Source organism: Hahella sp. HN01 (genome assembly GCF_018986435.1).
Taxonomy (GTDB): Bacteria; Pseudomonadota; Gammaproteobacteria; order Pseudomonadales; family Oleiphilaceae; genus Hahella.
In genome coordinates this window covers 147,693-169,132 of sequence record NZ_JAHMIN010000007.1, presented here as the reverse complement: position 1 = coordinate 169,132, position 21,440 = coordinate 147,693, and the positions used below count along the sequence as shown (strand labels likewise).

Below are 21,440 nucleotides of genomic sequence, written 5' to 3'. Positions count from 1 at the left end.
TCCTCCAACTCAGTTAGCGCCCCTAGTTTCTAATCACCGTATGCTGCACGACGCGGCTTGTCGCAGGTTGAACAAACTCGGCATCCGCTGTGAACTCGCCGCCCGATAATTGCGGGGCTAATCCAGCGCCGCCAAGGAAAAAAGCGGCCGCAAACAGAAATGCTCCCGTCGCCAGACAGCCTCCACCCAGCACCCGGGACGCCCAAATGCGGCGACGCTGTCTGCGATTGGTAAATAAAGCGCGCCAATGACATACATTGGTGGGCTCCTGCAGAAACACGCAGTTAAGCACGCGACGGCGCACGTGATGAACACTGTCAGCGGCGGTTTCATCCTGCTGACGCAGGTAGAGCACAATGATAAACAGGCAAATAGCCAACACCACCGACCCCAGCAGGATATGCAACACATCCACCTGCTGCCCTAACAGCATGGCGCCGCCAAGAATACCGGCGACCAGCATGGTCATAGAGGCGATCATCAGCGCCACTAGACGGCCGATACGAGTGTGCTTGCGACGAGAGCGGGAGAACGAGAGTTGAACTTGGTCGCCAATCTGCAGACCAGCGATACATTTATCGTCAAGAGAAGTGAAGCGAATTCTATCGCCTTGCCATTGATATTCGATAACAGGAAAAAAGCTGTATGACGCTTTGCCTGGCTGCGCGTTTTTTTTGCGCATGCCATAACCGGGCTCAAGCGAGACGACGCGCCCTTGAACGGCGTAAGCGCAGTGGAGAAACCGGGTGAACTCCCATATCAGGACCCACCCTGCAGTAATGAGCGTAAGGCCCATAAGCAGAATCAGGACGTCCATTGTGTTTTCCTTATTATTATCTTGTTTTCAACGCAATTTATTATTTGATGAGTGCACGCTGCGAAGGGAGAGTATAAAGAAGGAAAAATCTCACAGCAATAGCGTGACGCAGGTCTCAGGCAAGGAATTAAAGAAAAGCAAGGAGAGGAAATATTATTGACAATCAGAACAAAGACTTAATAGCAAAACCCGTAAGCGCCGAGTCACCCGTCCGACGCCTACCTGGCATCGAAACGGGCCTCATTTCGCCACACAACTATATCGTTAAATAGGGTTGCTACCGTACTGCATATCCGGTTTTCGAGGCGGATCCGCGCGCACGTCGTTAGCGATGGTTTGCACCTGACCTCCACGTTGAAGGAAGGCTTCAATATCGCTATGCAATTGCTCCCGAATCTTGTTCTTTATAGCAAGCGACTGAGACTCTGAATCCGCCGCCTGTTTAACAGCAGGGCTCTCATCATCAGAATCAGCCGCGCCTGAATCGTAGGTCGGCTCCAGTTCCTCAAAGTCGTCGTTATCAATGTCGCTCATGGGGTTACCTCCAAAAGACAGAGTAGGTGGTCGCTATCCTTTGTTGTTATGTCCTCTGGGAATTTTCAACCTATTTATAGTTGAGCCATGAAACTCTGCAAATGTTCTATGAGAAGAATTTTGTATCAAACTGTGATTTTCTGTAAGCATTGGCGGACAAGGGATTGAGGCCGGTCGTCATAACGCAAAACCTCACATCCCGTCACAAAAGCGCAGAACACAAAATATAGGGGGGATACCGCAGACTAAGAGGAAAATGTAGTAAGGCGGGAGTTAAAGATCCAGCAATGGAACCGGTTTACCAACGATATACCCTTGCACCCAGTCCACGCCGATTTCACTCAAGGCTTCGAGCACTTCCACGCTCTCCACGCACTCGGCGATCGTCGCCATGCCCATAAAGCGTCCCAGCTCATTAATGGAGCGCACCATAGCGTAATTGGTCATGTTCTCGTGTATATCGCGGACAAACACACCGTCAATCTTAAGAAAGTCTACGGGCAGACTTTGCAAATAGGCGTAGGAAGAGAAGCCCGTACCGAAATCATCCAACGCGAAGCGGCAGCCAGTGCGTTTCAGCTCACGGATAAAGTCAGCGGTGTAGTGCAGACTGGCGACCGCAGCGGTTTCAGTGATTTCGAAACACACTTTCTGCGCAGGAAAACCGCCTTTACGGAAGTGGCCTTCAAGAAACTCCAAGAAGCCGTCGTCACTGAGCGAATGTCCTGACAGGTTGATGGTGAAACCGCCCATGTTTTCCAGCTTGGCGGGATTGGCGCGCATCCAGGCAAGCACGTTATCCACCACCCAGCGATCAATGTATATGGAGCGCTTATAACGCTCTCCAGCCTCAATAAAGGCGGCAGGAGAAATCGGTTTGCCGTTCTGGTCGTTCAGACCCAGCAAAATTTCATAGAAATGCTCATCGCTGGATTTATCCATCGACTGAATACGCTGAGCGCGTAACCACAGATCGCAATCGTCTATCGCCTGATCTATCCGGGAAACCCAATGCAGGACTTCCTGCTGGAATACCTGATCGCGGTCTTCTTCCAGGAACAGTTTTACCCGGCTGCCGCCCGCGCGCTTGGCGGAGCGGCACGCCAGACTGGCGTGATTCAATAAGGCGCTGGCGTCAGTACTGGAGCCATTAATCATGACGACGCCGACACTGAGCGCTGCGGAGAAGTGCCCTTCCCCGGCTTCAAAGCGATGTTTGGAAAACTGCTTGCAGACTCGCTCCGCCGCGTCCAACGCGACATCCTGGCTTGCAGGAGAAACCAAAAGGGCGAACTCATTGCCGCCGATACGTCCCAACTTAAGTTCAATACGCAACTCATCCAGCCAGCTATCAACCAGCAGGCTGAAGTCGCGCAGTAGCCGGTCGCCAATGGCGTTGCCGTAGTTGCTGTTGATTGCGCCAAACTGATCAATATCAAAAACGATCAGCGCCGCAGTTTCGTCGTTGTTTTTCACCCAGGTGGAGAGATACTGCAGTTGCTTTTCGAATTCGTGCCGGTGCATGCACCCGGTAAGCGGGTCGTGAACGGCCTGAATGGCCATCTTGTGGTAGAGGTCCTGGACGATTGAGTAAAGGCTTTGGTCGACAAAAGGTACTTCTCCCTCTTGCACACGCGCAAGCTGCCCCCGATCCATCTTTGTCACCAAATCGCTATAGTCCAAGTGCACCTCATGTAAACCCTGGGGGGTTAGAAAGACAAATTTATAAGCATCCTCACCAACCCACACCAGACGCATGCGTTGAGAAGTATCCGCCTCGCACATTTCCACCCAATCCCCCACCTGCAACTGGTGCGCTCTTTCCTGCCAGCGCTCCGCCAGCTCAGAATCGCTCTCAGCGCCGATTTCATCGGCTTCATCGGTAGTGGGGTAAGCGGCGACCAAAGTGTAAGTAACCGCCAAATCATCTGCAAATATGGCGCGTAACTTTTTGCAAACGGCGGAGGCCTTCTGGGGGTCCGGGCTGCTGGCCAGTTCTTTTTCAATCAAATCCAGCATAGCGGGACCTTCAAGCTCGCGCTCAAACGCCAGGTCCTCGCTGTCGTTATCTTTACCAAGCCAGTCGTGCAACTGCTCAATAACGGCGAAGTAGTCCGCTACGCTGTCGCTATCGCCGCCTTCTTTCAGCAGCGCCAGCACCATAAAGTTTTCCCATCCCGCCGCCAGCAACTCCAGTACAACGTCCGCCACCTGGGCGCCCGCCAAAAGCGTGCTGATACGTCGCGAAACTGCCTTGCGCGCCCGCTTCAGGCGGTCGCGGCCCTCACAGGTCTTGGCGATGCGTTCCGCGTTGCGAACGAAGGCGCGCTCCTGCCGCTCCACCAGTTGCTCCAGCCGGGTGGAGACCGACTCCAGCAACGCCGCATCCAACCGGCCAGCGGAAAGCTCATCAATGACTTCATTGAGCACTTTTTCCAGGCTCTTGCTGGATACCCGGTCTGCGGAAGCCAGAGCCATAAAATGGTTGAGCACGCTGCGGGCGGGATGGCGGCTGTCATCCAGGAAAGAGCTGTCTTTCAGCAGCAAAAACAGCAACGGCATACGCAGCTGGTTGATCAGCCCTTTCAATTCTGTCGGCATATTACGCGAGGAAAGGGGCGCGAAAATACGGTCAACCAGATCAACGCGATCCCAGACTTCCTGCGAATCGGAAGGCATATGCACACGCCCGCCTTCCGCCATAATCTCGACTACTTCCCGAATGGTTCCATCCTGCTGCGCCAGAGAACCTAAGAGTTCGCGCTGATTTTGCTGTAAATCCTGCAGAAGCTGGGTTGCGCCATACTCGTAGTCCGCGCCGGGCTCTGACACGCCTCGTGAAGGCGTATACCCTCCGCGCTGCATCCTGACCAGACTGAGGATGCTGCCGCGAGGCGCGCGCATTCTGGGATGCAAAGGCGCTGAAGCGACAGGGGCGTCCTGAGAGAAATCCAAACTATCCAGATCCGAAGCGGCGCCTTCGATGACTTTTGGTTCCGGCGAGCGCTGTTTGGCGCGGCCTTCCGACCAGTTCGTACGCATCTGATCCAAGGGCACGGCTTTAAGACCATGCGACTTGAACATATCAATAAATTCGTCGGAAGAATCTCCCAACTCTCGCGAAAGCAAACGTTCAAACGCCAGATAAAGCACCGGCTTCGCTGGATCCGGCGTCTGCAGAGAGTTCACTGCGTAATGCAGGCACTGACAAAGCACCGCCGGTCCAATCGGGTTCCAGCGGTCATCAATATCCTTACCGGATACCTGACTGAGCATCTGGTTCAGCATGAACAGACGGGTGCGCTGTCGGTTCGCTACTGCGGTCGCCACCATTTGCACTTCCAACCAGTCCTCGAACTGCGTCTTATCCACTAACTCCAGCTCGCTGGATGTCCACTCGCCCATGGGACGAGCGCCGAAGAGTAAATCCAGTTCCTGATGCCAGTGCTCGATGAAATCTTTTTTGAATTTTTTGCGTCCCTGAGTAAACAGGACTTTCGCGTCCCGAAACGCATTGATGTCACGCAACACCGCGCTGGAGGCGATGCGGGTATTCAACTCAGTTTCGATATTGGTGAAGAATGTTTCCAGCATGTTGCCGATGAGGCGTTCCGCCGCATTCTCAAACCATTCCTTCAGCTTCTGTCGTTTGCTGCGGGTAGTATAGGAAGGCATGTTGGGCGCGCTTTGCCGGATCTTGAGCATCATTTCCACCAGCTGCGGCTGGGACTGCAGAAACTCAATCCCCACTTTACGCCCCTCCACCCTGCGGGTGTCGGCCAGCAACCGGAGATGATGCTCACTACCATTGTATTGGCAGAAAATATGTACTTCCACCCGGCAGTCGGGCTTTTCCCTCAAATGATGGGCCAGCTTCTCCGAATCAATATCGGACAACAACATACCGCCAGCACAAATGTTGGCCACCCCGCAGGAAGCAGGGGTGAACCCTTTGGCCACGATAAGCGCCTCATGTTGCAGCGAATAACGGGGGTGTTGGCGTTTGTTGTTTTGCATCAAAACAATACGGGCGTCATATGAAGGTTCCCTTAAATCAGTTTAGTCATCGCCCACGATTCAGCAACCGCCAGCCCCTTGGGCCGCCGAATTTACAGAAGTCGATTATCACCGGACATTCCTGGGCGACGGATTTTCCGATGGAGCGTCAATCTGACGCCGCATGGGAAAATCCGTCGCGGCTTACTGCGGGGAACAACTCATCAGGGAAGGAAACCTCTTTTATATTTATTGAAACTTCGTAATACTTTCACGCACTTACTTTTCCCTTACTGCAACAGACCGCGTCAATCGCCCCATGGCTTACCGAGAAACAGAGAAAGTGCGGGCGCGCAAAGAAACCATCAAATTGCGCCTGTTCAAAGCCGCGGAGGAACTCATTTCCGAAGCCGGCTTCAAAGGAGCCTCTGTAGCGGCTATCGCCGCTCGCGCCGGCGTCGCCACAGGAACTGTGTATCGCTACTTTCCGGACAAATCCACGCTCTGCGCCGAAGTCTTTCGCCATGTCACCCAACGCGAAGTGGATCAGGTCGCCGCCTCTCTCAACGCGCCGGGCGGCATTGAGGTCCGTCTGCGTCTTGCAATCGCCACCTTCGCGCGCCGGGCCTTGCGCGGCAGACGCCTGGCTTATGCGCTCATAGCAGAGCCAGTGGACCCGGTGCTGGACCAAGAACGTCTGAACTACCGCCAGGCTTACGCAGAACTCTTCAGCCAAACCATAGCGGAAGGCGTCAAGTCAGCGGCGCTACGTCCACAGAACCCGGAGGTCAGCGGCGCAGCGCTGGTTGGCGCTTTGGCGGAATCCCTGATCGGCCCCCTCGCCGAACAGATCAAGTCCTACGTCCCCGGCCTAAGCAGCGACATGCAACCGCCCATCACCGCAGACCACCCGATCGTCATGGATATTGCAGAATTCTGCATTAATGCAGTCGGGCCTATTCCAAAGCGCTGATAACAAAAACTCTCCGTCATGTTTTAAACAATGCCCTTAGAGGGGCGCAATGATCGCCTAAAACAAGCCGGAACGCTACTGGCGCAGGCCTGACAGGTCTGTCAGAATGCCATGGCTCTCAAGTAAGGTCCTGACGCGGATCAACAATTATTTATCGCAATCGATGGCATATTAATATCAACCAATTAGACTAGACCCCACCAAAAACGCTCATGGCTACTCAGAAAAAACCGGTTCCCGCTCTTTATATCGGCGTAATTATGTTTGCGCTTGGTCTCTTGATCGCCACGCTACTGCACTCGGCCCGTTTCTCTCAAGGCGCCCTGTCAGCCCCAACGGCAGGCGATTCGTTGTTCACACTACAGGGCGAGGAATATACGCCTGAGCAACTGCCGTATGCCGAGGCCGCCGCGTTATTCGAGCTTGAGCAGCAGGTTTTTGAACGTAAGTCACAAATTCTGGAAAACGCTGCGCTTCAGGCGCATTTTCAAAACCTGGCGAAGGCGCGGAATGTTTCCAAAGAGCAGATTCGTAATGAGTTGATTGAAATCAAACCTGTCACTGACGAAGAAGTCTCACAGTTTTTTGAAGCCAACAAACAGCAAATTCAGCGCCCTTTCTACGAAATCAAAGACGCGATCAAGGACGCCCTGCAGAAAGACCGCCTACAACGTGCAGAACACGACCTCATCGCAAGTCTGAAGAAGCAGGGACAGCTCAGTTTGCACTTGGTTGAGCCCAATGCTCCCGTCGCAGACCTGCAACTGGAAGGCTACCCCGTCCGTGGCGCCGCCCAGGCTCCCGTCAGTATTGTTGAGTTTGCGGATTTTCGTTGTCCTCATTGCAAGCACGCCTCGCATACCTTACGCAAAATACTTGAGAAACAAAGCGATCGCGTACGCTGGACCATGGTGGACTTTCCGGTGACCGGAAAAACGTCCGTGTATCTGGCTCAGGTCGCCTACTGCGCCGGCAAGCAGGACAAATACTGGGAGTTCCATGACGCCTTCTTTGACTATGAAGGTAAACTAAACGAGGCCTCCGTGGCTGGCGTCGCAGAAAATCTTGGTCTTGACGGAGCTAAAATCGAAGAGTGCGCCTCCAGCCCAGAAGCCGTGCAGTTCGTGGAAAAAGAACAAAATCAGGCGATGGCGCTGGGATTGCGCGGCACGCCTGCAATCTTCATCAATGGCCTCCCATTCCATGGAGATAACCTGGAAGCCGCGTTGGAAGAAGCCGTCAATGCAGCCGTGGCCCGCTCCCGCGCAGGCTGAGGCAATAACAAGATTATACGGGTCGCGTCATGCACGGTTTCGTCATCAGGTTAGAGTTTCAGCTACAAGGGTGCGCGTCGCTAAAAGAAAAACGCCAGCGCACCAGCGGCGTTCGCGAGAAACTGGGGCGACAACCGCACTTGGCGATTATCGAGTCCGGACAGACAGACGCCTTGCAAACTGGCGAGTGGACGTTAATTCTGCTGGCGCCTAACCGGGCGACAGCGGACAGACACCTGTCGCAACTTGAGCAAACACTGGCGCGAAGTTTGGACGCGCGCATTACGCTTTTCGAACAAGAGCCGTTGTAAGGCGACCGAGCCCCATATCGGTGGGCTCGACTGGATGCCGGATTGATGCAAAACAGCAGCTAACTGGTGTAATATCGGGCGACTGGCGCTTGTATTTGACAACCTCTATACTTGCGCGTCGGCTCGGTCCGCCCCCTGCGGCCAGACCAGAGCCCAGGAATATTGTTGCTGGACACGCGGGGGCGACTCCGCGCGTCCCGAAAGCGCCATTAAGCGGTAGCGGGGTCCTATGTCGAAGACCAAAAAAATCGCCAAAGCCAGTTTGGAAACCATGTATCGGGTGTTCACCATCCCCGAGGCGCCGAATTCCACACTGGGACGAATCGACCAGAAAATCTCACAGAATCTGGCCGGATTCCTACAGGATCACATTGTGGCGGTGGAAAAAGATCTCAGCGAAATGGAAAAAGACTTCGCCGAGTCCCGCATTCCGGAAGAGCCCGTGTTCGTCTCCGAGCAAACCCAGTTCCTACTGGATAAGCTCGTTTCCCAGTCCGTGCACACAGCCTCCCCCAGTTTTATCGGTCATATGACGTCGGCGCTGCCTTATTTCATGCTGCCGCTGTCGAAAATCATGATCGCGCTGAACCAGAATCTGGTGAAAACGGAGACCTCTAAGGCGTTTACGCCGTTAGAGCGTCAGGTTATTGGGATGATGCATCGGCTTGTCTATGACAGAGACGACGCCTATTACCATGAGTGGATGCATAATAGCAGCGCGGCGCTGGGCAGTATGTGCTCTGGCGGTACGGTGGCCAACATCACGGCGCTCTGGGTAGCGAGGAACCTGTGCTTTCCTGCCGACTCCGTCTTCAAAGGCGTACGCCGCGAAGGCATGTTCAAGGCCCTGAAGCACTACGGTTATGAAGGCGCGGCGGTGCTGGTCTCCAAACGGGGCCACTATTCTCTCAGTAAGTCCGCCGACCTGCTTGGTCTGGGCAGCGACAATATCATCGCCATCCCGACCGGCCCCAATAACAAAATCGACCTGCAAGCCTTGCGCGCCACCTGCGAAGAGCTGCGGGACGCCAAAGTGCGCATCATCAGTCTGGTAGGCATCGCCGGCACAACGGAAACCGGTAACATTGATCCGCTGGAGGAAATGGCCGCCATCGCCAAAGAGTTCAACACCTACTTCCATGTTGACGCAGCATGGGGCGGCCCCACTTTATTCTCCAATAATTACAGGCACTTGCTGAAAGGCATCGAGCTGGCGGACTCCGTCACTATGGACGCCCATAAACAGCTTTATGTGCCAATGGGCGCTGGGTTGGTCGTGTTCAAGAACCCATCCACCAGCAACGCCATTGAGCATCACGCCCAGTACATCATTCGTCAGGGGTCTCGCGACCTCGGCAGTAAAACACTGGAAGGTTCGCGGCCCGGCATGGCCATGCTCATCCAGTCCGGCTTGAAAATCATTGGCCGCACGGGTTACGAGATTCTGATCGACCTCGGCATCGAAAAAGCCAAAGCCTTCGCGTCGATGATCAATCAGGCCGACGACTTCGAGCTCATCAGTGAACCAGAACTCAACATTCTCACCTATCGATATTGTCCCGCCTGGGTGAGACAAGCCCTGGAGTTGGCCGATGAAGAGCGCCAGCAGGCCATTAACGACTGCCTGAGCCGAATCACCAAAGGCATTCAGAAAACCCAGCGGGCGCGGGGCAAAGCATTCGTTTCCCGTACGCGGCTCAATCCCGCCGCTTATGATGGGCAGGCTTGTGTTGTCTTCAGGGTAGTGCTGGCGAATCCGCTGACGACAGCGGAAATTCTGCAGGACATTCTTGAGGAGCAACGGGCTATCGCAGCAGAGGATCTTCTCACTGATCGCATGGATGAACTGCGACATCTCTGCGCGATTCCAACGGCCAAAGCAGCGGCGTCCTGAGACGCCGCATTCCTGAAAAACGGTAAAACAGCGCAAAATTCGATCAATATCATTGCGCCCACCAATAATTCAGTGCACATTAAAGGCTTCCCGGCAGTATCACTATGGGAGAAGCTTATGCGTCTGGATTACCGTTCCCCTCTTGCTGACGACGCCAAATTCTGCGCCCTCTCGGGCAATGACCGGCAACGGGTAGAGTTATTTATCAAAGATACAGGCGACGCCACTTACACCCTGATCGCACTGGCGGGGCAGGAAAGCAAACCCGCAGTAAAGGTGAAACTGCAAGGCCCCTATCACAGCTTCATGCAAGCCCGCGCCGCGATGAACGCAATAGCGGGGTCACTGCTGAACATCAATTTTGATCTCCTTGAGAACGCCGTCAGCATCTGGGGCCTGCAAGCTCAGGCGCAAGTACGAAAGCTGCGCCAAGAGCGTAAGCAAAACATGGGCGACTACCGATTCAATCCTGACGACGTCTATTTTTAACAGCGCTACGACGCGGCGATTCGTCCCCCCCTGCAGCCTGAAGCAGACGAATCTGGCGGCGACGGGTTTTGACATGTTTTTACATTAGCCACACACATAAAGAAGATATTCCTGCTAAGATAACAGCCATATCGACGCTTTTTCCGTCGTACAAATCATTGGCGCGTCACAGTAAAACTGAACGCCGCTCACCTAATTATCCTGGCGCCGCTTTTGCCGGGATACATCCTGTTACACAGTCGTTGTTATTATTCGCCGCGTAAGTGTCTATACTAGCCGTTCCGGCCAGTTCGTGGACGCCCCCTTGCGGGATCATCCAGGTCTTGTTTGGAGTATCGTGGAAGGCTCTCACGCCCTCTTCGACTTTCCAGCAAAGGACGCCTTCCAGGTTTGGTAAGGCCCACTTAAATCGTATGGAGGCGGCCTCGTCTACCGGCAACACCCTAGATAACCAGAAAAACTACGGAGCGTGAATCACATGGAATGGAACATTGATTCAAAACTCAATATAGCTCGTCATATAAGTGGTTTCGAAATGGCATTTGAACTACGGAACGGGGAAATTGTGGAGCTGAGACCTATCCAGGTACCCAAGCACCTGTCGCCGGTTCAAGTATGCCAACTTATACGCGAGTCTAAATCCGCCATTGAAAGTACTGCAAGGACAGAAGACCGAGGCCATTATTATGGCGGCAGGTCAGCCCCGGCCCACACGCCGAAGGTTGTTGTGAAAAGGAAAAGAACGTTAGTGCTGAACAACGAAACCAATTAGGTTTTCGTGATCAGCGCCCCTTTTACGCCTGCTCTAACACTGGCAGCAGTATCCGCCAGTTGCAGGCGAAGTCAGGGCTAGCGCAATATTCCGCTTTCATGGCGGCTTTCCCTCCCGGCTTATTGATAATACTTTTCCCCAGTGATCGAACGCTCCGATTCCAGCGACGTTTAGCCATTTGGCCCTGTCGTTTCCTGCCCTGAGTTAATACAATACCGTTTCGTATTTGAGCGCGCCCCCAGGAATACAGGACGGTCAGAAGATCGCATTTGAGTCCCTTCTTTTGGCCGCGCTCCAATATAAAGGCGTCCGCGCGAATCCTGTCGCGGCGCGGAGTGAAAAGCCGCCAGTTTATGCTTTTCCTCAAGACAGCCTCTACTATAGGAAGACCATTCCATGAAATGCACAAGCTGTAACTCAGGCGCACTAAAGCCCGGTTTCCTCGAAGACTTACTAGCCTGCCATATCTGCGATAACTGCGGCGGAACCCTGATTTATCTGCAGGATTACCTTCGCTGGTTAAACTCAGAGCATTCTTTAAGCGAAGTGGACTTTGATCTCGCAGTTAATGCGGAAGACTCCAAAAAAGCGCTGCTCTGCCCCAAAACCGGCCGTCTGATGTTGAAGTATCGTATTTCAAAAAATACTGATCACCGACTCGACCTCAGCCCGGAAATTCTCGCCATGTGGTTGGATAAAGGCGAATGGGAACTGCTGAAGCGGGAAGGACTCGCCACCAAGTTGAATGCGATTTTCACCGATCCCTGGCAGCGCAAGATTCGCGAAAGCAAAGCTCGCGATGTCTTCGAAGCGTTATATGAAGAAGAGTTCGGCAAAGAAGAATACGCCAAACTACGAGAGATTCGCGAATGGCTGGACAAACAGTCCAAACAGAAATCAATGATCGCTTATCTACTGGCGAAAGATCCCTACTCCGCCAACCGGTAACATAAAAAAGCGGGCTTAACGCCCGCTTTTGTTTATCAACAGAATCCGCCTTTCCCGCCGGCTAAGCTTCCGGTTTTTTCAGCTCAAGTCGCAGACTCTCTATTTTTGCGTTCAAGTCCGCCATGCGCTTATGGGTTTCCAGGTCCAACTGCAGCTTACCATCCATCGTTTTTACCAGGGGATAAATACTGTTTTGAATGGTGTCAGCCAGAGTCGCGAGAATTTTATCCAGTCCAGGCATGGGTTGGTTGACGACTTCCACTTTGGGCGCCACATCCACTTTTGGCGCAGCGTCTTTCAACTCGCTCATGGCCTTGACCATTCTGGCCAGTTGCTTGACCACATCAGCGGAATGATCCTTGGGCGCTTCCACCGGCAAAGCAGGTTCATTCCTTTGACCGACAACCTCAGTAAGACGACTCAATCCATCCGTCATTTCCCGCAGTTGGCGCACCGCCTGCTGTGACGCATCCATGTCCTTCAGGCCCCGATTTTTAGCGAACTCTTCTTTGATCGCTGACCAACGGGTTTGTTGCTCAGCCGTCAGCGTCCCACGCAATTCCGCCAGCTTCAGCAGGTTCTCTTCCGCCCCCTGGGTTAACAACTGAGACTCTCCTTGATAGTGGTCTTCCAACAGTTGTTGTAGTTCATCCCCAGTCATCACCGAGGTGATTTTTTCCGCCAACTTATTCATGTTGCGATAACTTCCCTGCAACTTAAATGTTGGCTCGGAGCGGTAAGCGTCAGCCTGGGCGCTGCTGCGAATGTATTCCTGATTAACCCGCAACACGACTTTTTGCACATCCATCAGCTTGCCCAATACATCGACTACTTCTTTGAACTCAGCGCCGCTATAGGTGTGCTTCATATCCGTCGCGGCGACTTCTCGGCCTTTGGCGGCATCAATGAATTTGTAGAAGTCCTCCATATCCCGGGTCGCCAGCGGCGCCAAGACGGGGTTGGACGTCATCGCGTTCTCGATATAGCTCATCGCAAAGGCGTCTTCCATGCCGCCAAGAACGTCGCCAAGGTTATAGATGTCAGCCCGGTTGGCGAGCATATCCGGTACTTTGAACGTTTCACCGCTCTCCGTGTAGGGGTTGCCCGCCATGACGATGCAGAACTTCTTGCCGCGCAGGTCGTAGGTCCGGGTTTCTCCGTTCCAGACCCCCTCCACTCTTCGCGTGCCATCGCAGAGGGAGATAAATTTCTGCAGAAACTCTGGATGCGTATGCTGGATATCGTCCAGATACAGCATGACGTTGTTGGCCAGCTCAAAACCAAAGTTCAGCTTGATCAACTCCTGTCTGGCCGTCGAGTGCGGCGCCTTTTCGGGGTCCAGCGAGACCACGTCATGGCCCAGAGAGGGACAGTTCACTTTGACGAACGTCAGCCCCAAACGGCTGGCGGTATACTCCATCAAAGTGGTCTTACCGTATCCCGGCGGGGATATCATCATCAGCAAGCCCATATTATCCGTACGCTTGCTTTCGCCAACGGTCCCCATCTGCTTGGCGAGGTTATCGCCAATGAATTTCAGATAGTGGTCATTGATCAGCTTGTTGCGTACGAACGAGGTCAACGGCCGAGGCTTGAGTTCACTTAGACGCAGCATCTTACGAGCCTGATCCAGCTTCTGCTGGCGCAATTTGAGGAAACGCTCATAACCGGCGATGTCCTCTTCAACATGCCGAGTCATACGCGCCATAAAGTCGTCTAACGCCAGCTGCAGCGCTTGCTCCTTGATCCGCGGATGCGAACCCAGCAATCCGGATACGGTGAAGCGTAAGTCGACCTCACGCTTATCCCTGGGGATTTCCTGCTCCGCCGCCAGAATCGCCACCGCTTCGTAATGAAAATCCTCGAACGCCTGCCCCGTAGACTGGATGAACGCCTGCAGCCAGCTCTGCCCCAAGCGCCAGCGCGCGCCCAGGTCGCCGCCCAGAGACTTCATACTCTCCTGCAGCATATTCCAGGCATTGGAGGTCTGCAGATTGAGTTTCATGCGCTCATAGCAATCCAGGGCGTACTTGCCGGTTTCGAATGCGAGCGCATCTTTGCCCAATTCAGCCGCCAAATAAGCCGCCGCCTGCGCGATATCCACCTCACTGAAGTTCAGACGCTGTTGCGCCACAAATTGCGCCAGCTTCTCTCCCAATGCGCCTTGTAACTGCGACATCGCCTGAGGGCTGTTCAACACATCCAGCATGATCTGCGCCGCGCGGGCCTGCGCACGACGGGCGACGCTGCCTTCATCATACTGCCAGGCCGACCAGAACAGGCAGGCCAGCGCCCGAATTCGACCGGTATATTTCAACAGCTGCGCCTGATTGATGACTGGCAGAATCTTCGCCAGAACCAGCGCCGCATCATGATCATGAATGCCTTTTTCATAACCTTCTTTATAGCGAGGACCGGCGAATTCAGTGACAAACGGCTGTATCTCATCCCCGGCCGCCAACGCCTGCATGACCTTATCCTTGAAGGCGACTTCTTTGGGATCGCTGAGACGCTCCAGAAAACGGTGCGCCAGAAACTCCGCGCGATACACATCCGGCGTTTCCGATATCAGCGTCATATCCCAATAACGACGGCAGGCATCCAGCTCCGCATCGTCAATCGGCTGGTAGTAATCGCTACCGGTCACATGAATGAACAGCTTGTCGTCCCTGGGCAAAATGGACAGATCCAGTTCCTGCGTATTAACGCTGAAGCGGTGACGCGGCCCTAACTTGATGACCTTGCCGCCCTCTTCGAAAATGTCCGTTTTGTCCCGCAGTCCTCTTACCGCTTGCTCCTTGGCGGATTTCAGGCGGCTTTCCAGGTCGTCTGCGGCGATTTGATCACCCAGCTCACGCAACTGCTTCACTATTTGCCGGACTTTCTGCGCCAGCGCATCGGATGCGAAGAAGGTGTTCACCTCATCCATTTGCTGGAAGCGCTGACAGCGCTTGCCGACGCTTTCCAGAATGCGCCCGGCGGCGTCCGCCAGTGTGTGCGTCTTGCGTTGACGTTCTTCGATCAGACGCTGCTTATGCTTGTCGAAGGCGTCATACACTTCATCACGCTTAGCGAGGATGTCGCCCAGAAACTCATCAAATTCGCCGAATTGTCCTTCCAGCTCCTGCAATTGGTTCAGCAGCCGTGACAGCAGCTCGTCGCATTTATCCGGCGTATCCGCCAGACCGAGAGCATTGCTGAGGCTTTGCTCAAACAAGCGGAACTGCGCCGCGAATTGCGCAGTCGCCTCTTTCGAACCCAGCGACTTGGCTTTGTTCTGAACCTTGGCTTTCTGCTGGTTGATCTTGGCGTACAGCTCGGAAATACCGTCGATGATATGCGTGCGCTGTACGGCGTCCTCCACTTCCAGCGTCGCCACCAGCTCCGACAGCAAATCCAGCCCGGCGCTGATTGCGCCGAATTCTTCCAGCAAGGGTTTCAGCTCGGCGCGGGTTTCCAGTTTTTCCGCCTTCTCCGTTAGCTCCTCCAGGCGCTCGTAATAGCCATCAAGCGCTTTGGGGGTCGCCAGGAACTTGACGGTTTCCTCCGCCAGCTCCTGCTCGGTCTCCACCAACTCAGCTTCCATTGCGTCGATCGCAGAGAGATCGATATAACGGTAATCACGCAGCGTCATCAGTCTGCCGCGCAACTTGCGGGCCGCGTCCAGCGCGTTGACGAAATCTCCCGGCTGGCTCCAGGATTCCGGCGACAGGCTTTGAATCAGCTTTTTCTTATCCGCCGCCGCCTGTTCCAACGCAGTGCGCGAACTATCCTGAATCGACGCGACCTTTTCATACTCGTCCAGCACCAGCTCGCCGCTGGCGACCAGCTCCTTCAATAACCCGTGCACTTCCGCCAACTCTTTGGAGTCCAACCAGTAATACTGATCGAACAATCGCATGGCGGATTTGATGAGCGAATTGTAGTGCTCGAAAGAGGCGACATTCTGCTCCACCAGACGACAAATGCTGAGCAGATCGGAAATACCGCGCACCAGCTCCTTGTTGCCGATACGCCCCAGAAACGTTTGACTGGCGGTTTCCTGCTCCGCGAACGTCTCACTGAAGTAAGGGGTCTTCCAAACCTGCATGGGATGAATGCGCGTCGGCTCGTCGTCCGCCGTGAACACCACCATCCGACCGTCGTTAAGCAGCGCGTAGCCGTGACCGACGATGGGGTTCTGCAGGGATTTGGTAATCAGGTTATAGCTGTATAAGCCGCTGATGCCCTGGGGTATTTCATAGAAGACAAACAGCACGTCCTCGCCGTTTGGCGAACGAATCGCGCGTTTGAAGCGAAAGCCGTCAATCTCTTCGTCAAAGTGCTTAAGTTCGCCGGTTTCCAGATAATAGCCGCCGGGGAACATCAGACCATGATCTTCCGGCAATTGAACGCAGGACTGCCCGATGGCGTCAATGCGCGTCACTTTGCTGAGGCGCTTGTTGAAAACATAGTAACGCCAGCTCTCTTCCCGATATGGCAGGACCTTTATCAGGATCAGCTCACCCACTTCCGCGTAAAAAAACTGGCCGTCGTCCAGAGACTGATTTTCATCGTCAACTGGATCGGAAAAAATGCCTTCGCCGGTGCGGGTGTTATTTTCAATCTTGAACGTCAGGTCGCCGCGAATGTTATCGACGAACAGCGTGTCGAGGATATTGATATGTGGATGCAGCCCCTCGACCACTTGCTCCCGTTTGATCTCAATCCATTCAAAATCATGGCGGGGAGGCAGTTGGATATAGCGCTCGCCGCGGTTGTCGATGTAGCTCTCCACCTCGCCGGCGGCATTAACCGCCCATTGGAAAACTCGCAGGTCTTCCAACCGCTCGCCGATTTGAAACGCCGCCAGCAGACGCCCCTGGCGCACCACCAACTGCAGCAACTTGGCGTTTTTATAGTATGTATACAGTTCATTAAAATCAGAGAGGAACTTGGCGTCCGCCAGAAAGGTTCCGTCTGAAGAATGCTCGCTGAGCTCCAATCCCTGCTCAGTTTCAGTCAGTTGATACAACGCAAAGACATCAGAAACTTTGGTTTCTTTCTTCAGGCCGATAAAAACGTTGTATCCGAATAACAGAAAGTCCCCAACCCGAACGATGTCACGGGCGACGCAATTATTTTCGGTACGCACCCGGATACGACTGAGGATATCCATATCAGAACTGCCGAACTCCTGCAGACGCTCCTTGTTAAGCGCCTCCACCAGTTCGCGCAGGCGAAGCCCCTGTTCCTGAAGGCGTTTGCGCAAGACTTCGTAGGCGCCTCCTTCAGCAACGGCGTTTTCAACCAGATCATTGGTTTGCGATGTCATAAAGACTCCATCCAAACTGCGGTTCTATCAGATCAGGCCGACGGGCGACCAAGGCCGCCCGTCTGACTGCAAAGAAAGGGTCGAAGGGTTAGTGGGACTTCTCGCCGGACGGTTTGCCGGTGATGGACAACAGCTTGTCCAGCGCCGCTTGCACCGCCTGGCTCTTGCCAGCTACGCCATCGATGGCTTTGCCGACAGCCAGGGCTTTGGAGAAGCTCTCGAAGTACTCTCCGCCGCCGCCGACGATCTCGATATTGGACTTCTGCAGCGCTTGCGCCAGCACCTGAGCCTGATCGGTTGCAATAGACTTGTTGGCTTCGATGCTCGCCATAACTTCCTTGATCGCAGCGTCCATACGCATACGGAACTCTTCGAACTCGCGGGCTTCTGGGGACATATTGCCCATCGCGTTGAATTTCTCCACCAGGCCGTCCGCTTCCGCTTTGGCTTTCTGACGAATGATTTCCGCTTCGGTCGCGCCCAGCTCTCTTTCCGCCCGCGCCTTCGCCATACCAATGCTCTCGTCCCCGCGCGCTTTGGCGGTGAGTTTCTCTTCCAGCACCTTGGCGTCCGCCAGACCACTCTTCTCGTTGGCCGCCGCCTGGGCTTCGACGACTTCTGCTTTCGCCAGGCCTTCCGCTTTCTGAGCATTCGCCTTCGCCTGACCTTCGCGCTCGTAGGCGGCCGCCTTGGCTTCCGCTACACGGGCCTGCGCCAGTCCAGACGCGGCTTCCATCGCCTGGATGCCCTCAGCTTCCTTCTTGTTGGCTTCCGCTTTCTTGGAGGAGGCTTCCAGCTCCGCCTGAGCAATGGTGTTGATCTCCTGGGCGCGGAACACGGCTTTTTCTTTCTCTGCTTCCGCCGCCTTCACCTGCTTGACCAACTGCTCGTCCGCTTCCGCCTGGGCCGCCAGAATGCGTACTTGCTTCTCGCGTTCCGCCATAGACACTTCACGAACTTCTTTGATGCGCTCTTCCTCTTCCGCCACTTTCTTCTCGACGGAGATACGCTCACTGATCGTCAGCGTAATGACTTTGCGCTGCTCTTCCAGCTCTTTCTCTTTGGCGATGCGCTGCAGCTCAACTTCGCGCTCGCGGTTAACCATTTCCAGCTGGCGGGCTTTCTCGACTTTCTCATGTTCGATCGCCACTGCGCGCTCACGGTTCTTAACCGCGATTTCCACCTGACGCTGCTTATTCTCTTCGGCAACCGACAGTTGCTCTTCCGTCAGAATGCGCGCTTCTTCCGCTTTCTTGCGTTCTTCTTCACGAACCTTTTGAGTCTCAGCGGTTTCACGAGCCTGAATGGACTCCACCTCACGCTTCTGCTTCGCTTCTGCGTCAGCCTGTTGGCGCTCCAGCTCCAGCATGGCCTCGCGCGTGGCGACGTTCTTACGCTTGATCTCCAGTTCTTCATCACGCTCCAGACGGTTGGTGTGGATATTGTGCTGAGCCGTGATTTCAGTAATCTTCTTGATGCCCTCGGAATCCAGAATGTTGCTGGAATCCAGACTGGACTTAGGCGTTTGCTCCAGATAGTCGATAGCGACGTCTTCGAGCACATAACCGTTCAGGTCGTTACCGATGGTCTGAACAATGCGATCCCGGAAGCCGATACGGTCTTCAAACAGCCCCAGAAACTCCATTTGCTTACCGACCGTCTTCAGCGCTTCGGAGAACTTGGCGTTGAACAGCTCATTGACGGCGACGCGGTCCGACGCGCGGGACACGCCCACCGCCTTCGCTACCTTCAGCACGTCTTCCGCCGTTTCATTCACCCGCAAATAGAACGCGACAGTAATATCAGCACGCAGGTTATCCTGACAGATCAGGCCGTCTTTACCGCGACGATCAATCTCCAACGTGATAACCGAAATTTTCATAGTTTCGGCTTTGTGAATAACCGGCAGCACCATAGCGCCGGTAAAATACACTTTCGGCTGGGTCGACATATCGTTAACGATCAACGCCTGCCCTTGCTCTACCTTTTTATAAAACGCTTTAAACAGGGCGAGTATTCCCATCAGGAATAGAAAAATGCCCCCTATGATGGTTAAAAGTCCAAAAACAGCCCCTGCTTCCACTTCCATAAGCCACTTTCTCCTAGCTCTATGCCTAGTTGATTTATGAATTTAATTAGTTCGAAATATTGCAACGGCGGCTATCAAGAGTCCGCCAAAAAGTCTTCTTCGGGCATCACCTGATAGGCGTTTTCCGCTTCCAGGTATTTAACGAATATGACTTTATCTCCACGCTTCAGATTCAAGCCCGCTTCACCTCTGGCCTTCAGAATGAGATGCGCGCCGTCGATGGTTATTTCCGCTTCCCCAAACGTTTCACTGACGCTCCCTGACCGCACAGTCCCGGTTCTTCCGATGACGATGACTTTAGCGCTCGCCGTACCATAAGCTTTGCGAAACAAAGGACGCAAAGGACGTATGGTCTTAGCCGTCAACAGGATCGAAATTCCAAAGGCGATAGCAATAACGCCTGCGCCGGCGATGTAGAGGATAACGCCCCCAAACATGGGAATCAGGATATAAAGAGAAACGAAATAAGTGAGAGCCCAGCCGTACATGGCCAGGAAACTCAACACCAGGGGTAATGGAACGCCGGTTAAGCCCAGGGTAACCATGAGTCCCGCCAGCCCCTGCGCGTCGGCCACATCCAGATCAAGATCCAAGTCGAAAGGATCCAGGTCAAGCAAGCCGATAATGGCGAGAATCCAATAGCAAACGACAATCCCTAAAAAGACTGTGAAAACCACAGTCGGAAACGAAAAAATTGTTGCCAAGTATGCTTCCATATCTCACCTCTTACGACATACTATGTCATTAATACTCAGGACGGCCATATTATGTCAACAGAAAATTTCGTCCTTCAAACAAATCATTTAGCGATTAAGCTTAGCTGTAAATCCGACGCTTTTTTTAGATTGACATGATATGGCGTGCGCTTTAGGATCGACGCGGGACATATTATGTCGCGAGGAGACAACGGTGAGTTTAATTAACGATTTAGCCCTCAAGTTATCCGACGCCGCCTACGAAGGCCACACGTTCGACTGCCTCCCAATCAGGGGAGAAGTGGAAGTGCTGCAGGTGCAAGTGTCGGAACTGGATGCATTACCGATATACGTGACCGCTACAGAGACCCAAATCCTATGCATCAGCTATTTGTTTCGCAAGGGCGAACTGCTGGAATCCCGTCTCGCGGAGTTAAATGAATCGCTACTGGAAATGAGCTTGCCGATGCCCCTTAGCGCTTTCGCCATTGTCGACGACTTCTACGTCATTTACGGCGCCTTGTCGCCTCTATCCATTCTCGAAAACGTCCTGAAAGAGCTGGTGACGCTGGCCCGCAACGCCAACGATTGTTTCCAGGCCTTTGAAGAGTATTTGAAATAGATCACCGGAGGTGTTCCATGAGCAGCATCATCGAAAAGCTACTGACCGCATTGCGCGGGGGCGTGAGGGAAATGGGAGAGGCCGTGATGGATGCGGACGGCGTACGCGCCATTGAAAGAGAGATTGAGATCGCCAAGGGCCATATTGAAGACGCCAAACGCAGTCTGACGGATGTTATGGTCCATAAGCTGGAGGCTGACGCCACAACCAAGTCTCTGCGTCTGGATATCGCCAAGCGCGAAGCCGAAGCCCTGACGGCGCTTAACCAGAATGACGAAGCCCTCGCCCTGCAAGCAGCGGAGCAAATCGCCAGGCTGGAGACCAGCGTGCATGAGCAGCTGACGATCAGCCAGCGCTATAACGAACAGATCCAGCGTCTCAAAAGCAACATTCAAAAAGCCGAAAAGTTAATCGCGGATAACGAACGCGATCTCGCCGTAGTGCAAACAACGGATAAAGTGCAAAAGGCGACCTTACAGATTGCGGACAACGCCGCCGCCCACAACGCGAATCTGGGATCGGCGCGGGAAACCCTGGAGCGCATCAAACGCAGTCAGCAGATGACGGATTACCAGATTGAAGCCGGCGAAGAGCTGCAGGCTGAGCGCAATGAAGATCCATTAGCCAAGCGTCTTGAAGCCGCCGGTCTGACGGGGGATTCACGCAGCGCCCGCGACATTCTCGAACGCCTCAAAGCGAAAAAGCCCTGAAT

General features: G+C 53.9%; 14 protein-coding genes. 8 read left to right on the top strand and 6 right to left on the bottom strand.

Annotated elements, in window-relative coordinates; genetic code table 11:
- Positions 1-22: 22 nt before the first annotated feature.
- The 3 genes from KP814_RS09250 to KP814_RS09240 form a co-directional block, all read right to left on the bottom strand.
- Positions 23-817 (bottom strand): DUF3592 domain-containing protein, encoded by a 795-nt coding sequence (locus KP814_RS09250; protein ID WP_216736507.1) that lies wholly within the window; start codon positions 815-817, stop codon positions 23-25.
- Between the two features lie 264 nt (positions 818-1,081).
- Positions 1,082-1,351: a hypothetical protein gene (locus KP814_RS09245; protein WP_216736506.1), complete on the bottom strand. Its 270-nt coding sequence runs from the start codon at positions 1,349-1,351 to the stop codon at positions 1,082-1,084.
- Between the two features lie 273 nt (positions 1,352-1,624).
- Positions 1,625-5,368 carry a DUF1631 family protein gene (locus tag KP814_RS09240; RefSeq protein ID WP_216736505.1) on the bottom strand — a complete coding sequence of 1,248 codons (3,744 nt, stop codon included), beginning with the start codon at positions 5,366-5,368 and terminating at the stop codon, positions 1,625-1,627.
- A 298-nt stretch (positions 5,369-5,666) separates the two neighbouring features.
- Here KP814_RS09240 and KP814_RS09235 point away from each other — a divergent pair, with 298 nt between their 5' ends.
- From KP814_RS09235 to KP814_RS09210, 6 genes are all read left to right on the top strand, one after another.
- A complete protein-coding gene (locus tag KP814_RS09235) occupies positions 5,667-6,320 on the top strand; it encodes a TetR/AcrR family transcriptional regulator (protein ID WP_216736504.1) in 654 nt (217 codons plus the stop codon).
- Between the two features lie 212 nt (positions 6,321-6,532).
- Positions 6,533-7,594, top strand: coding sequence for a thioredoxin domain-containing protein (locus tag KP814_RS09230; RefSeq protein ID WP_216736503.1), 1,062 nt, complete (start codon positions 6,533-6,535; stop codon positions 7,592-7,594).
- Between the two features lie 29 nt (positions 7,595-7,623).
- On the top strand, positions 7,624-7,905 hold the full coding sequence (locus KP814_RS09225) for a DUF503 domain-containing protein (protein ID WP_216736502.1): 282 nt from the start codon (positions 7,624-7,626) through the stop codon (positions 7,903-7,905).
- Between the two features lie 229 nt (positions 7,906-8,134).
- The gene (gene panP, locus KP814_RS09220; RefSeq protein WP_216736501.1) at positions 8,135-9,799 is read left to right on the top strand and encodes a pyridoxal-dependent aspartate 1-decarboxylase PanP; all 1,665 of its coding nucleotides are present in this window, start codon (positions 8,135-8,137) and stop codon (positions 9,797-9,799) included.
- 117 nt (positions 9,800-9,916) lie between these two features.
- Positions 9,917-10,288, top strand: a complete 372-nt coding sequence (locus KP814_RS09215; protein ID WP_216736500.1) for a hypothetical protein — start codon at positions 9,917-9,919, stop codon at positions 10,286-10,288.
- Between the two features lie 1,168 nt (positions 10,289-11,456).
- Positions 11,457-12,008, top strand: coding sequence for a zf-TFIIB domain-containing protein (locus tag KP814_RS09210; RefSeq protein ID WP_216736499.1), 552 nt, complete (start codon positions 11,457-11,459; stop codon positions 12,006-12,008).
- Between the two features lie 61 nt (positions 12,009-12,069).
- On the opposite strand, the gene KP814_RS09205 is transcribed toward KP814_RS09210, so the two are convergent.
- From KP814_RS09205 to KP814_RS09195, 3 genes are all read right to left on the bottom strand, one after another.
- Positions 12,070-17,322 carry a DNA repair ATPase gene (locus tag KP814_RS09205; RefSeq protein WP_216736498.1) on the bottom strand — a complete coding sequence of 1,751 codons (5,253 nt, stop codon included), beginning with the start codon at positions 17,320-17,322 and terminating at the stop codon, positions 12,070-12,072.
- A gap of 88 nt (positions 17,323-17,410) precedes the next feature.
- Positions 17,411-19,411 (bottom strand): flotillin family protein, encoded by a 2,001-nt coding sequence (locus KP814_RS09200; RefSeq protein ID WP_216736497.1) that lies wholly within the window; start codon positions 19,409-19,411, stop codon positions 17,411-17,413.
- Between the two features lie 74 nt (positions 19,412-19,485).
- Positions 19,486-20,127, bottom strand: coding sequence for a hypothetical protein (locus tag KP814_RS09195; protein ID WP_216736496.1), 642 nt, complete (start codon positions 20,125-20,127; stop codon positions 19,486-19,488).
- Positions 20,128-20,320: 193 nt separating this feature from the next.
- On the opposite strand from KP814_RS09195, the gene KP814_RS09190 reads away from it, so the two are divergent.
- Positions 20,321-20,728: a YjfI family protein gene (locus tag KP814_RS09190; RefSeq protein ID WP_127968560.1), complete on the top strand. Its 408-nt coding sequence runs from the start codon at positions 20,321-20,323 to the stop codon at positions 20,726-20,728.
- A gap of 17 nt (positions 20,729-20,745) precedes the next feature.
- A complete protein-coding gene (locus KP814_RS09185) occupies positions 20,746-21,438 on the top strand; it encodes a PspA/IM30 family protein (RefSeq protein WP_216736495.1) in 693 nt (230 codons plus the stop codon).
- Positions 21,439-21,440 lie beyond the last annotated feature (2 nt).

Coding starts and splice junctions, on each gene's coding strand:
- KP814_RS09250 (WP_216736507.1), bottom strand. CDS start 817: ATGGACGTCCTGATTCTGCTTATGGGCCTTACGCTCATTACTGCAGGG.
- KP814_RS09245 (WP_216736506.1), bottom strand. CDS start 1,351: ATGAGCGACATTGATAACGACGACTTTGAGGAACTGGAGCCGACCTAC.
- KP814_RS09240 (WP_216736505.1), bottom strand. CDS start 5,368: ATGCAAAACAACAAACGCCAACACCCCCGTTATTCGCTGCAACATGAG.
- KP814_RS09235 (WP_216736504.1), top strand. CDS start 5,667: ATGGCTTACCGAGAAACAGAGAAAGTGCGGGCGCGCAAAGAAACCATC.
- KP814_RS09230 (WP_216736503.1), top strand. CDS start 6,533: ATGGCTACTCAGAAAAAACCGGTTCCCGCTCTTTATATCGGCGTAATT.
- KP814_RS09225 (WP_216736502.1), top strand. CDS start 7,624: ATGCACGGTTTCGTCATCAGGTTAGAGTTTCAGCTACAAGGGTGCGCG.
- panP (WP_216736501.1), top strand. CDS start 8,135: ATGTCGAAGACCAAAAAAATCGCCAAAGCCAGTTTGGAAACCATGTAT.
- KP814_RS09215 (WP_216736500.1), top strand. CDS start 9,917: ATGCGTCTGGATTACCGTTCCCCTCTTGCTGACGACGCCAAATTCTGC.
- KP814_RS09210 (WP_216736499.1), top strand. CDS start 11,457: ATGAAATGCACAAGCTGTAACTCAGGCGCACTAAAGCCCGGTTTCCTC.
- KP814_RS09205 (WP_216736498.1), bottom strand. CDS start 17,322: ATGACATCGCAAACCAATGATCTGGTTGAAAACGCCGTTGCTGAAGGA.
- KP814_RS09200 (WP_216736497.1), bottom strand. CDS start 19,411: ATGGAAGTGGAAGCAGGGGCTGTTTTTGGACTTTTAACCATCATAGGG.
- KP814_RS09195 (WP_216736496.1), bottom strand. CDS start 20,127: ATGGAAGCATACTTGGCAACAATTTTTTCGTTTCCGACTGTGGTTTTC.
- KP814_RS09185 (WP_216736495.1), top strand. CDS start 20,746: ATGAGCAGCATCATCGAAAAGCTACTGACCGCATTGCGCGGGGGCGTG.